We start from the raw sequence: 12,993 nt of genomic DNA, 5'->3' as shown, positions 1-12,993 counted from the left end.
ACTCGGTATTTTCAAGAAACGGGCTCGGAATTCACAGAGGAGGAAGCCATGTCCGATAAGGAACCGAAAAAGGGGTACTCTAGGTCTGCTACCAACAGATTCGAACTTAGCCGTCGCCAGTTATTGGGCTCTGCGTCGCTCTTTGCGGCATCGGCGCTCGCGCCGGCCGCCGTTCCCGCGACAGCCGAGGCGGAGGTCGTGCTGCCCAAACCAGAACCGCCCTTTGCCGGAAAGATCGAAAGGACCTTGCAGGGCTCCGTTCCAGACTTTCCAAAGGGTGTCGAGGCTCCTGCTGGCGCGCCCAACGTTCTCCTGATCCTGACCGACGACGTCGGTTTCGGGGCGAGCAGCACATTTGGCGGACCGATCCAGACACCGAACTTCCAGCGCCTTGCCGACGCTGGACTGCGCTACAACAAATACCACACGACCGCGCTCTGCTCGCCCACGCGGGCGGCTCTGATCACCGGACGTAACCACCATTCGGTCGCAAGCGGTGACATCACCGAATTCGCAACGGGGTATCCCGGGTACAACTCCCTGGTTCCGAGGAGCGCCGGTTCAGTCGGGGCCGTGCTCAAGGAAAACGGATACAACACCGCGTGGTTCGGAAAGATGCACAACGTGCCGGATTGGATGTCGAGCCAGGCAGGGCCTTTCGATTTGTGGCCGAACGGTCTTGGCTTCGAGCACTTCTATGGCTTCCTCGGTGGCGACAGCGATCAATGGCATCCTGCTTTGTATGAAAACACCAAGCCGATCGAACCTTACGTGGGCAATCCGGACTACATCCTTGACCGTGATCTTGCCGACCAGGCGATCTCGTGGATGCGGATGCAGCACGCACTGGCACCCAGTAAGCCCTGGCTTTTATACTATGCGACCGGAACAGCACATGCACCTCATCACGCCCCGAAGGATTGGATCGCCAAATACAAAGGCCAGTTCGATCAGGGCTGGGACAAGCTGCGCGAGGAAACGCTGGCCAAGCAGATCAAGCTCGGCGTCGTCCCGGCCGATACAAAGCTGACCAAGCGCCCGGAACAGATCCCCGCATGGGACACACTATCGGATGATCAAAAGCGGCTGTATGCCCGCATGATGGAAGTCTACGCGGGGGCATTGTCCCACGCAGACTATAACATTGGCCGCTTGCTCGATACGCTGGAAGCGTCAGGCCAGACGGACAACACCCTCGTCATCTTCATGATGGGCGATAATGGCGCAAGTGCCGAGGGAAGCTTGCAGGGCACGACCAACGAAGTTGCGGTCAATGCCAACGGCGTAACAGAGAGCATCGAGTTCTTGCTGTCTATGATCGATGAACTCGGTGGCCCGAAGACCTACAACCACTATCCCGTCGGCTGGGCGCATGCCATGGACACGCCGATGCAGTGGACCAAGCAGGTGGCATCGCACTTCGGCGGCACCCGCAACGGACTGGTCATCTCGTGGCCTGCCCGTATCAAGGACAAGGGCGGACTGCGCTCTCAGTTCTGCCATGCGATCGATATCACGCCGACCATATACGAGGCGGCGGGTATTACGCCTCCTGACGTCCTCTACGGCGTCCAACAGAAGCCGATCGAAGGGACCAGCCTCGTTTACACCTTCGACAACGCGACTGCGCCGACGCGGCACGGCACGCAATACTTCGAGATGATGGGCAACCGCGCGATCTACAAGGACGGCTGGATGGCAAGCACGACGCCGCTTCGGCTGCCGTGGGTCAACACCGGCTTTGAGCCCAATCCCGACGACTTCAAGTGGGAGCTCTATCACGTCGACGAGGATTTCAGCCAAGCCAACAACCTGGTCGACGAGAACTCGGACAAGCTGAAGGAGCTTCAGGACGCCTTCGATGTCGAGGCGAAGAAGTATAACGTCTACCCGCTCGACAGCAGCATGGCGTCTCGCGCCGATCCGGCGATCCGGCCGAGCCTCACACGCGGCCGCGACGAGTTCACGTACTTCCCCGGCATGATCCGTATTCCGGAAGGATCGTCGCCGGATTTCAAGAACAAGTCGTGGACAGCCGCCGCTGAAGTAACGATACCTGATGGCGGTGCCAACGGCGTTCTTGGAACGATCGGGGGCGTTACGGTGGTTGGGCGCTGCTACTGCTGGACGGCAGGCCGACGTTTGCCTACGCGATGTCCAACCAGCCGCAGCACAAGTATCGCGTTGCCTCCGACCAGGCGCTTGCACCCGGTAATCACATCGTCCGCGTGAAGTTCGCCTATGATGGCGGCGGCATCGGCAAGGGGGCGACGGCGACGCTACTGGTCGATGAAAAGCAAGTCGCTGAGGGCAAGATCCCTCAGACGATCGGAGTTCGCTTCTCTCTCGATGAAACCTTCGACATCGGTCAAGACACGGGGACGCCGGTGCTGGAGGAGTATGACGGCAAGATGCCGTTCGCCTTCAACGGCACCCTAAAGCGGTTTACCGTCGTTCTCGAACCCCAGAAGCTGAGTGAAGAAGAACAAAAGCGTCTTCGGGAGCAACTGTCGAAGGCATTGATGGCGGTTGAATGAGTGTAGCGGGAGGGAGCTTGCCGGCGGACTGGCTTGCTCCCCACCGTATTAGTGCGCCGTTCGTCCGCATAGCGAAACCACGACCCACGTTGTCGCTTCACAATGTCCGCTTTGCAACAATCGGGGGCCGGTGGCTCAATGACCGCTATGGAGGCGCGAAGCGGCCTGTCAGTAGGCGAACCTTCTATGTTCGCTAAGGGCCCAAAGCCGCCAAGTGTCCCCCGGCTACTCGCGGCACAAGCGGTCATTGCAAGGAGGGCCTTCCATGCGGTAAAAAGTTCGAAAAGCATGGAGGCTAACCATTGCCATACGTCAAGGTTGAGATTGCGAAAGGCATCGCTAGCGTTGATCAGAAGCGCGCTGTCATTCGAAGGATGACCGAGGTTCTTGTCGAGGAGTTGGGGCGCAATCCCGAATATGTCTTCGTTGTGATCGATGAGGTGGATACCGACAACTGGGGAAGAAAAGGCCTCTCGCTTACCGATCTGTGGCAACAGGATAAGGCGGATAAACCCTAGAAAGCGTCGACCCATAAATATCGAGGCAAACGCACGAAATTGGTTCGACGTGCTATGGCTGGTTAAGGCCGAAAGCTGCCATTGGTGCTTTTGCCACAAAGATTAGACACAAGCCGCTCCTCCTTCTTCCAAAAACTGTGATCTCCCGGCCACCGCCCCAGCCATTTTCTTGACACGCCGTCCCTTTCATCCTCAATCGGGATGCTGACAAAAGATGGAGGCGAAGGACGATGGCGGAAGCGGGCATCAAGCTGGAGGATAGCTGGAAAGAGGCGCTGTCAGAAGAATTCGTCAGCCCCTATATGCAGCAGCTCAAATCATTTCTTGTCGAAGAGAAGCAGCGCGGCAAGGTGATCTTTCCGCGCGGCAGCGAATATTTTCGAGCCTTGGACCTGACGCCTCTCGATGAAGTGCAGGTGGTGATCCTCGGGCAGGATCCCTATCATGGTATTGGCCAGGCCCATGGGCTTTGCTTCAGCGTTCGTCCGGGCGTGCGCATTCCGCCGTCGCTGGTCAATATCTACAAGGAACTGGAAACCGATCTCGGCATTCCGCCAGCACGTCACGGCTTTCTGGAAAGCTGGGCAAGGCAGGGTGTGCTTCTGCTCAACAGCGTGCTCACGGTCGAGGAATCCCAGGCCGCTTCGCATCAAGGCAAGGGCTGGGAGCGCTTCACCGATGCCGTCATCCGCAGGGTCAATGACGAATGCGACGGTGTCGTTTTCATGCTGTGGGGCTCCTATGCCCAGAAGAAAGCCGCGTTCGTGGATACCGAGCGGCATCTCGTCTTGAAAGCCGCGCACCCGTCACCGCTATCGGCCCATAACGGCTTCCTCGGCTGCCGCCATTTCTCCAAAGCCAATGCCTATCTGGTCGAGCACGGCAAGGATCCGATCGACTGGGCCCTGCCGACCGACCCTGGACAATAGCCGATGTATTGAACGACCGCCTTTTATCGTTCAACGATTAGAGACAATCCGTTTGGCTATTGGGGGCTATCGAAATGCGGCCTCTGAGACCATCTTCTGCTCATCAGAAACGCCTGCCGTTGCGGGCGAGACAAGGGGTTAAAGATGCTCACTCAGATCAAGGGCCTTCACCACGTTACGTCGATGGCGGAAGACGCCCGCACCAACAATAAGTTCTTCACGAATACGCTTGGCCTGCGCCGCGTAAAGAAGACGGTCAATTTCGATGCGCCGGATGTCTATCACCTCTACTACGGTGACGAGATCGGCACTCCGGGCACGGTTATGACCTATTTCCCGTTCCCGAAGATGGCACGCGGCCGTCCCGGCACCGGCGAAGTCGGCAACACCGTTTTCTCCGTTCCGGAAGGCTCAATCGGTTATTGGACCGAACGGCTCGGCAAGCAGGGCGTCGAAGCTCTAAAGACTGATGAATCCTTCGGCCAGAAGCGTCTGCATTTCGCCGGTCCTGATGGTGACGGCTTTGCGCTCGTCGAGGTCAAGGACGATCATCGCGAGCCTTGGACGCATGGCGGCGTCGATTCCGAACATGCCATCAGGGGCTTCCATTCCGTCGCCATGCGGCTACGGGACGAGGGCGCAACTGGCGAACTGCTGAAATATATGGGTTACGAAGTGGTCGATACGCATGAAGGCGTTAAGCGGCTCGCAATTCCCGGCGGCAATGGCGCGGATTTCGTCGATCTCGAAACCATGCCGAACATCGGCCGTGCGCTTCCGGGCGCTGGTTCTGTCCACCACGTTGCCTTTGCTGTCGAGAACCGCGCAAAGCAACTCGAGGTCCGCAAGGCGCTGATGGATACGGGATATCAGGTCACGCCGGTCATCGACCGCGATTACTTCTGGGCGATCTATTTCCGCACGCCTGGCGGCGTGCTGTTCGAAGTCGCCACTAATGAGCCCGGTTTCAACCGTGACGAAGATACGGCCCATCTCGGCGAGGCGCTGAAGCTGCCGGAACAACACGCTCATCTGCGTGCCCTGCTCGAGCAGCATCTCGAACCGCTGGACGCCTAATTACGGGGGTTATCATGACGAATACGACTTATGTGCACCGGGTAAGGCCCGGTGCACCCGGCAAGCCTATTCTCTTCACCTTCCACGGAACCGGCGGTGACGAGAACCAGTTCTTCGATTTCGCCAGCCGTCTGCTGCCGGAAGCTACCATCGTCGCGCCGCGTGGCGACGTTTCGGAATATGGCGCGGCGCGCTTCTTCCGGCGCACGGGAGAGGGGGTCTACGACATGGCCGATCTTGCCCGTGCCACGGAGAAGATGGCCACCTTTGTCAAAGGCCTAACCGTCGACCACGGCGCCTCTCAGGTGCTTGGCCTCGGCTTTTCCAATGGCGCGAATATTCTCGCCAATGTACTGATCGAGCAAGGCGACCTCTTCGACGCCGCCGTGCTGATGCATCCGCTGATCCCGTTCCAGCCGCGCGACAACGCCAAGCTCGACGGTAGGCGAGTATTGATCACCGCCGGCGAACGTGACCCGATCTCGCCGGCGCCGGTGACCAAGGCGTTGGCGGACTATTTCACGCGGCAGAAGGCCGAGCTGACGCTCGACTGGCACTCGGGCGGCCACGATATCCGCCCGAACGAGATCGAGGCGATCCGCAGCTTCTTCGCGCCCTACGTCTAATTGCGTGCAAGGCCTTGGGCGCATGGTAGTCATCGACCGCCGTGCGCCCAGCTATTTTCCGATCATCATCGACATTGTCTTTGCTTGGGCATCAGCCGCCTGTCTGCGGGCCTGATCAATATAGTCCGATCCGCAGAAATGCTTGAGATTCGCGGCGTCGGTGCCGTCTCGTTCCAAGTGTCCGGATTTTGCGATCACGATTTGCCAAGCGCAGCCGAGGATCTTGTCTGGCTGGATTGCGTTGTCGCAGCCTGTACTCAAGCAGAACGCCACATTGCGTTGTCCTTGATATTTCCCCGCAATGGCGTCGGCGTATTCGGTTTTCCAACTATCCCGCGTCGTCCGGCAAGCACCTGGATCGCTGCTTTGGCTGCATTCCGCCAAGGGATTGATATAGGTTTCCGCAGCGGGCCATGGTAAGGCATCCACCAAACTCACACAGCCGCATGCAAATAGGCCTGCCAGCAAGAGCTGCATTGATTCTCCCTCTGCCGAAACTGACCGCACCGTACGGACACTGAAAATATCCGCAAGATGGATGGATTGTTTTGGGTTGAATTCGCGGGAAGTCGGGTAGCGACAAATCAGGCACACACAACTATAAGCGTGGCACTCCTGCAACCGCCGCGCTTCTTCTTGCATCCGCGACACCCCCCGCCGCAAGCTCTGCTTGTCGCTCATCCCGGCGCTCGCTAATAGTCGAAGCCTAAAAGGGTTGGGGGGATTCGTCGTGACGCTGGCGGAGCAGCAGCAATATCGGCTAGGCGTGATCTATGTGGCGTGTTCAGCCCTGGCTTGGTCGAGCTCCGGCCTGTTCGTGCGCTCAATCCACGCGGATTTGATGACCATCCTCTTTTGTCGTGGCATCGTCTCCGGCCTCGGCGTTTTCGCGCTGTTCTTCCATCTCGAGCGCGGCAGGGCCTGGCGTATTCTTCGCGCCATGCGTTGGCCGTCGCTGGCTGCGACGGCGTTTTCTACCGCGTCCATGATCAGCGGCATTGGTTCGATCTATTATACCTCCGTCGCCGATGCCATGGTGATCTACGCGACCGTGCCTTTCGTTACTGCGGGTGTCGCCTATGTCTTCATCAGGGAGCGTCCAAGCGTCGCGACGTTGGTCGCCAGCGCCGTGGCACTCCTCGGAGTGCTCGTCATGCTCTCCGGCGAGGCGGGTGGTAGCGGTGGTTGGCTGGGCAAGGTCTTGGCCGGGGTGATGACGGTCACGGTCGCCGGTCTTGCCGTCGTCATGCGCCAGCATCGGGATGTGCCAATGCTGCCGGCGATGGCCTTGTCTGCCTGGCTCTGCTCCTTCATCACCTTCTGGTTCGCTTCGCCGATGATGGTGTCGGGACATGATCTCGGCCTGATCGTCGCCTTCGGCATCATCCAGAACGCCATGGGTCTTAGCCTTTATACCTTCGGCGCGCGGCTGATACCGGCCGCCGATGCCAGCCTTCTGACTTCGCTCGAGGTGCCGCTGACACCGTTGTGGGTCTGGATATTCCTCGCCGAGCGACCGTCGCAGGCGACCTTGATTGGCGGCCCGATCGTGCTTGCCGCCCTCTTCGGCCATATCCTGCTGGAAGTGCGGCGAAACAGGGTGGTAGAGCCGGCGCAAGCGCTCTAAACGGCTTGCCCGGCCGACGGTGAAATGCTGAAATCGGCGTGACCATAGGGAACCGATGCCGATGAAAAAGACCTTCAACCCGCCCTCCGTCCGCCGCCCCTTCGGCAACTATAATCACGGCCTGCTGGTGCCGCCGGGCGCGAGCCTGCTGGTCACGTCAGGCCAACTCGGCATCGCCCTCGACGACAGCATTCCATCTGACATCACGAGCCAGGCGGAACTCTGCTTCGAGGCGATCAAGGCGATCCTCAAGGAGGTGGATATGAGTTTCGCCGATGTCATCCGCATCTCCGGATTCGTCACCAAACGCGAGGATTTTCCGGCCTACATGGCTGTCCGTGACCGATATACGCTTGAGCCGAAGCCGGTCTCCACGCTGATCATCGTCGGTGGGTTTACGCGGCCGGAGTTTCTGGTGGAGGTTGAGGTGACCGCGGCGAAGGTGATGTGAGCAAATATCCTCGCGGCAAAGCGTGGCTCTGTCGATTCGCCGATCAGAACCGCTCCATTTCCCGTTTCACCCTTTCCAAAAACCGCTTTCTCGTTTCATCCGTCGAGCGGTTCATGTCGTAGTGGGCGAGGAAAACGACGGGAGCGAAGGGTTTGATCATAGCGCGGAGCATGCGCTTGATGATCTTCTTCGGCGGGTTGCCGACAATGAACGCGCGGAAGGGATCGGCGCCGTAGGTCATCACGGCGCCGAGCTTGCGGATATGCCGCAGCTTCGATGTCACCTTGCCGTTCACCAGTTCGAAGGTGACGCCAGGCAGCCAGACGCGGTCGAAGTAGCCTTTCAGGATCGCCGGAAAGCCGAAATTCCAGACCGGCGTGACGATGACCAGCGCTTCGGCGCGCTGGAGCCGTTCGACGTAGGATTTCACCGCCGCGGTATTCTGGGGATGGTCGTGATAGATCATCCGATCGTGACGCGACATCACTGGGTCGAAGCCCTCGGCGTAGAGATTGCAGTCGTCGACCTCATGGCCGGCCGCCTTCAGGCTCTCGATCGTCTGCCGGTGCAGAGCCGCGCCGAAACTCTCTTCGACGGGATGCGAATGCAGGACGAGAACCCTCATGAGGCCTCCATCAGAGCCGCAAGACCGGGAAAGAGATAGTTCTGGCCGGCGGCGAAATCGAAGTTGGGATTGTCCCAGGCGATCATCTTGCCGGGGTTCAACAGGCCCTTTGGGTCAGTCTCCTTCTTGAAGGCAAGCTGGACGACATCCGTCTGCTTCATGCCGCCTTCCTCCAGCGTATAGCGATGCGGATTGAAGATCGGGCAGCCGTGATCCTGATGGATGCGGATGATCTCTTCCAGCCGCGCCTCCGAGGTGTATCGCACCAGCGGCAAGCCGGAGCATTGGATCTGGCCGTCGAATTTGATGAATTCGAGATGGCCGGGCACCTCGTCGCCGAAGATCTCGACCATCTTCTGCACCTTGGCGACGTGATCCGGGCCTGGATACTGCACTTGCAGATAGGTGATGGTCGGGTCGACCTTGATGGCGCGTAAGGTCGTATGGTTCCAGGCGAGTTCATAAGCATGTGGAATGCCCTTCATGCTCTCGACCTTGTCGGAGCGGAAGGTGATCTCGCCCTTCTGCTGGCTGGTGAAGGCCAGGAACGGGCCCATGGAATGTGGCGCGATCATCAGCGCCACGATCGATTGGCCTTGACGAATGTAGGGCTTGTGGCGGGCGAAATATTCGTAAGGGATGGGTGCCGCAATCGGCGCGATCTCCTTGACAAGGATGCCGTTGCATTTGGCGAGCGCGTCCGAGAAACGCACGGAGTCCATGAAATCGTCATAGCCGACCAGCACGTCCACCCAGTCATAGGCCGGGGCGAGCGGCATTTCGATCTCGGTAATGATGCCGTTGGTGCCGTAGGCGTGGCTGACCTTCGTCAAGTCCCAGCCGGTGAGGTCGAGCACGCGCGGCTCGGCTTCCATGGTGACAACGCGCAGACGCAGGATATTGCCGATATCGCGCAACCCGCCCCAGGTGATTGAGCCCACGCCGCCGGAGCCGCCGGCGATGAAGCCGCCGATGGTCGCCGTCTGCGCGGTGGAAGGGTGGAAGCGCAGCTCCTGGCCGGAATGCGCCTTGGTCTGGCGGTCGAGTTCGGCGATGACGATGCCCGGCTCGCAGACGACGCGACCGGGATGGATTTCCTTGACCTTGTTCATGCCAGCGAGGTTCAGCACAATGCCGCCGGAGAGCGGCATGGCCTGGCCGTAATTGCCGGTGCCGGCGCCGCGCGGGGTGACTGGCACATCATGGGCATAGGCCACCTTCAGCGTGCGGATCACCTCCTCCTCGGTCTTTGGCGTCACGACGAGATCGGCGGTGACGTTGTCGAGCTGCGCCTTCAGGATCGGCGAATACCAGTAGAAATCCCGGCTCTTCTGGCGCACCAGCGCCGGATTGTCTTCGACGGCGATACCTTCGAGTTCTTTCTTGATGAGCTGATAATCCGGCATGTCACGCTCCAATAACGGTATCGAGTTCGCGATAATCCGGCAGGCTGCGGTCGATTACCTTGCCTTTGCGAAGGACGACGCGGTCGGACTGCGGACGGGAGAGGAATTCGCTCCAGCGCCTTGCGCTGAAGAGGACGAGATCGGCAGGGCCGCCGACGGCGATGCAACCAATATCGGGACGGCCGACAATGGCTGAAGGGGAGGTGGTGATCACCCGGGCGGCGGTATCCAACGGATGATCGAGATGCAGGATGCGCACGGCTTCGCGGAAGACCTCGACGGGATCGAGATCGCCATAGGCGTAGAAGGGATCGCGGGTATTGTCGGATGCAACCGCGGTCGGCACGCCGGCAGCGGACAATTCATGCAGAAGGGTAACGCCGCGCCAGCGCGGCGTATGGCCGGCATGACGGTCCTGCAGATACATGTTGCACATCGGCAGCGAAACGACCGAAATGCCGGCCCTGGCGACCAGATCGATGGTGGCGACGGCAACATCCTCGTCCTGCTGGGCAAGAGAGCAGCAATGACCGGCGGTGACCTTGCCGGTGAAGCCGTTGCGCAGCACCGCCTCGGCGATCGCCTTCAGCGTCAGAACCTGTTTGTCCTCGGTCTCATCGACATGCAGGTCGATATCAAGGCCGTTGTCCGCGGCGGCGCGGATCAGCTTGTCGAGCTGGCGGTCGATATCGGGGTTCATCTGCGTGACGCCGCCGATCATGCCGCCGGCATCGCGGATCACCATGAGGAGGTCGGCGAAGAAGGCGTCGTCCGCCATGGCGTCTAGCGGGAAGAGGGCGACGGCCTGCAGCGTGATCTTGTCTTTCCAGGCTTCGCGCACCGCCGTAAAAACCTCGAAGGAAATGCGGTGCTGAGGCGCCAACGAGTCGAGATGGGTGCGGATCAGGCTGGTGCCGTGGGCGTAAGCCGAGCGCAGCGAAAATTCCATGCGCTTCCTGACATCGTCAGCCGACCAATTGGCCTCACGATCGGCGCGCACAGCCTCGAGCGCGCCCATGAAGCTGCCGTCCGGATTGGCGCGGCGTTCCCAGATATGACCCTTGTCGATATGGGTATGCATGTCGGCGAAGGTCGGCCAGACCATGCCGTCCCTCATGTCGGCCTTGGCGAATTCCGCCGGCGCGCTCCCCGCCGGCAGGATGTCCTTGATGAGGCCATCGGCAACGACGATGTCGGCTCTCATAAGGCCTTCGCTTGACGGGCCGGTGAAGCCGGCGACGGTCACGGCGGGGACGGTGGCATTGCTCAGCACGAAGCGCGCAGCGTTCGGCGGGGACATGAAGGAGTAGGACATCAGTTCTCCCGCTTGAGGCTGCTTTCATGCCAGCGATGCAGGCTCAGCCATGAGATGAAGGAGGTGAGGGCGAAGATGGCGACGCCGAGCGCCGAGAGCAGCAGCAGGGCGGCGAATAGGCGCGGCATGTTTTGGCGGTATTGCGCTTCGAGCAGGCGGAAGGCGAGGCCAGAATTGGGACCGCCGGAGCCGGCGGCAAATTCCGCGACCACGGAAGCAATCAGCGACAGGCCACCGCCGATCCTGAGGCCTGTCATGAAATAGGGCTGGGCCGCCGGCAGCTTCAGATGCAACAGCGTCTGCCAGCGCGAGGCGCCGTAGAGATCGAAGAGATTCAGGAGGTTGTGGTCGACGCTCTTCAACCCTTGTACCATGTTGGAGAGGATCGGGAAAAAGGCGACGAGGAAGCCGCAGATCAGCAGCGCGGATTCACGGGTCGGCGCGTAGATCAGGATCAACGGCGCGATCGCCACGATCGGCGTCACCTGCAGGATGACCGCGAGCGGATAAAAGGCGAGTTCGATCCAGCGCGATTGCACGAGGAAGATCGCAAAGCCGACGCCGCCGATCAGCGCCAGCGCCAGCGAGATGAAAGTGATCTCGGTCGTCACCCAGAGCGCCGGCGAGAGGATGCCCCAGTCGGACACCAGCGATTTCGCGACGGCGAGCGGGCTCGGCAGGATATATTGCGGAATGCCGGCGCCGACGACGAGAAGCTGCCAGAGGAGGATCAAAACGGCGACGGTCAGCAGCGGCACGAGAATGCCGAGCGAGCGTCCGGCAGTCCCAGTCCGGATGGCGGGTTCGGATGGCGCATCTGCCGTCTCTGTGGCGAGGTTGACGTGTAGGCTGCTGCTGTCGCTCATCAATGGGCCTCCGGCCAACCAATGGCCTCGATTAGGGAACGGGAGACCTTTTCACAAACCTGCCGGTATTCCTCGGAGGACCGATAGAGGAGGTCGCGTTCGCCGCTGGTGTCCAGTGGAAAATCGGCGTGCACACGGCCGGGGCGCGCTTTCATCACGACAATGCGGTTTGAGAGATAGGCGGACTCATAGACGGAATGGGTGACGAAGATCACCGTAATGCCGGTGTTCTTCCACAGCCGCAGCACGTCGTCGTTGAGCTTCTGGCGGGTGATCTCGTCGAGCGCCGCAAAGGGCTCGTCCATCAGCAGCAGCTTCGGCTTGGTAACCAGCGCGCGGGCGATCGAGACGCGCATCTTCATGCCGCCGGACAATTCGCGTGGATAAGCATCCGCGAAATCCTGCAGGCCGACGGTTGCCAATGTTCCCATGATCTGGTCGTAGGCGGCCACTTTGGAAACGCCGCGCAGCTTCAGTGGCAGATGGACATTGCCGAAGACGGTTTTCCAGGGCAGCAGCGTCGGCTCCTGGAAGACGAAACCGATATCGCCCTCCGGCAGGCCCTTGGAATTGATGCGTGAACTTGGCCAGTCGATCGTGCCGCTAGAGGCACCGCCGAGGCCGGCGATAATACGCAGCGCCGTCGACTTGCCGCAGCCGGAGGGGCCGAGCAGGCTGATGAACTCGCCGCTTTCGACATTGATCGACATGCCGGAGAGCGCCAGCGTGCCGTTGGAGAAGACTTTGGAGACCTGCTCCATGACGACCAGCGGCCGCTTGCGCGCTTCTGTCATGGGGGCAGCGGTTGCATTGGTTGTGGTCATACTCTGGCTCTCTGTCGATGTCAGCGGGCGGCTTCGGAGCGAGAATTGCCCCCTCACCCTAGCCTCTCCCCGCATGCGGGGAGAGGGGACTATCGTGTTTGGTCCTGCCGATCTCAATCACCATTGCCTGTGGCGGCAGTTGCAGCTCTTGTCGTTCGGCAATCGCGCCTTTTGCTCCGTCGTTCCCTCTCC

At 60.2% G+C, this 12,993-nt stretch carries 14 protein-coding genes; 8 read left to right on the top strand and 6 right to left on the bottom strand.

The annotated features are described in order from the left end of the window. The first annotated feature begins 48 nt into the window (after positions 1-48). The 6 genes from PY649_RS17545 to PY649_RS17520 all read left to right on the top strand — a co-directional run bounded on the left by PY649_RS17545 (position 49) and on the right by PY649_RS17520 (position 5,687). Positions 49-2,232, top strand: coding sequence for an arylsulfatase (locus PY649_RS17545; protein WP_285869863.1), 2,184 nt, complete (start codon positions 49-51; stop codon positions 2,230-2,232). Next, positions 2,229-2,537, top strand: a complete 309-nt coding sequence (locus tag PY649_RS17540; protein ID WP_285869862.1) for a hypothetical protein — start codon at positions 2,229-2,231, stop codon at positions 2,535-2,537. The genes PY649_RS17545 and PY649_RS17540 overlap by 4 nt, the downstream gene beginning before the upstream one ends. Before the next feature lie 302 nt (positions 2,538-2,839). Next, on the top strand, positions 2,840-3,055 hold the full coding sequence (locus tag PY649_RS17535) for a tautomerase family protein (RefSeq protein WP_285869861.1): 216 nt from the start codon (positions 2,840-2,842) through the stop codon (positions 3,053-3,055). A 230-nt stretch (positions 3,056-3,285) separates the two neighbouring features. Next, positions 3,286-3,984: a uracil-DNA glycosylase gene (gene ung / locus PY649_RS17530; RefSeq protein ID WP_285869860.1), complete on the top strand. Its 699-nt coding sequence runs from the start codon at positions 3,286-3,288 to the stop codon at positions 3,982-3,984. Positions 3,985-4,128: 144 nt separating this feature from the next. After that, the gene (locus PY649_RS17525; RefSeq protein ID WP_285869859.1) at positions 4,129-5,061 is read left to right on the top strand and encodes a VOC family protein; all 933 of its coding nucleotides are present in this window, start codon (positions 4,129-4,131) and stop codon (positions 5,059-5,061) included. Positions 5,062-5,075: 14 nt separating this feature from the next. Continuing rightward, positions 5,076-5,687: an alpha/beta hydrolase gene (locus PY649_RS17520; protein WP_285869858.1), complete on the top strand. Its 612-nt coding sequence runs from the start codon at positions 5,076-5,078 to the stop codon at positions 5,685-5,687. 51 nt (positions 5,688-5,738) lie between these two features. On the opposite strand, the gene PY649_RS17515 is transcribed toward PY649_RS17520, so the two are convergent. Further along, complete coding sequence (locus PY649_RS17515; RefSeq protein WP_285869857.1) at positions 5,739-6,368, bottom strand: hypothetical protein; 630 nt, start codon at positions 6,366-6,368, stop codon at positions 5,739-5,741. A 49-nt stretch (positions 6,369-6,417) separates the two neighbouring features. Between PY649_RS17515 and PY649_RS17510 the strand changes: the two genes are divergently transcribed. Next, positions 6,418-7,314 carry a DMT family transporter gene (locus PY649_RS17510; RefSeq protein WP_285869856.1) on the top strand — a complete coding sequence of 299 codons (897 nt, stop codon included), beginning with the start codon at positions 6,418-6,420 and terminating at the stop codon, positions 7,312-7,314. Positions 7,315-7,375: 61 nt separating this feature from the next. Next, positions 7,376-7,765: a RidA family protein gene (locus tag PY649_RS17505; RefSeq protein ID WP_285869855.1), complete on the top strand. Its 390-nt coding sequence runs from the start codon at positions 7,376-7,378 to the stop codon at positions 7,763-7,765. A gap of 43 nt (positions 7,766-7,808) precedes the next feature. On the opposite strand, the gene PY649_RS17500 is transcribed toward PY649_RS17505, so the two are convergent. Genes PY649_RS17500 through PY649_RS17480 form a run of 5 tightly spaced genes read right to left on the bottom strand, consistent with a single transcriptional unit; the run spans position 7,809 to position 12,801 of the window. Further along, complete coding sequence (locus tag PY649_RS17500; protein WP_285869854.1) at positions 7,809-8,390, bottom strand: NAD(P)H-dependent oxidoreductase; 582 nt, start codon at positions 8,388-8,390, stop codon at positions 7,809-7,811. After that, complete coding sequence (locus PY649_RS17495) at positions 8,387-9,796, bottom strand: FAD-binding oxidoreductase (RefSeq protein WP_285869853.1); 1,410 nt, start codon at positions 9,794-9,796, stop codon at positions 8,387-8,389. Before PY649_RS17495 ends, PY649_RS17500 begins: the two co-directional genes overlap by 4 nt. 1 nt (position 9,797) lies before the next feature. Beyond that, positions 9,798-11,111, bottom strand: coding sequence for a cytosine deaminase (locus tag PY649_RS17490; RefSeq protein ID WP_285869852.1), 1,314 nt, complete (start codon positions 11,109-11,111; stop codon positions 9,798-9,800). Next, the gene (locus PY649_RS17485) at positions 11,111-11,977 is read right to left on the bottom strand and encodes an ABC transporter permease (protein ID WP_285869851.1); all 867 of its coding nucleotides are present in this window, start codon (positions 11,975-11,977) and stop codon (positions 11,111-11,113) included. Before PY649_RS17485 ends, PY649_RS17490 begins: the two co-directional genes overlap by 1 nt. Further along, positions 11,977-12,801: an ABC transporter ATP-binding protein gene (locus PY649_RS17480; RefSeq protein WP_285869850.1), complete on the bottom strand. Its 825-nt coding sequence runs from the start codon at positions 12,799-12,801 to the stop codon at positions 11,977-11,979. Before PY649_RS17480 ends, PY649_RS17485 begins: the two co-directional genes overlap by 1 nt. Between the last annotated feature and the right edge of the window lie 192 nt (positions 12,802-12,993).

This window comes from Rhizobium mayense (assembly GCF_030272705.1).
Lineage (GTDB): Bacteria > Pseudomonadota > Alphaproteobacteria > Rhizobiales > Rhizobiaceae > Rhizobium > Rhizobium mayense.
The sequence above is the reverse complement of the archived record's forward strand: the minus strand, read 5'-3'. Positions and strand labels throughout refer to the sequence as shown.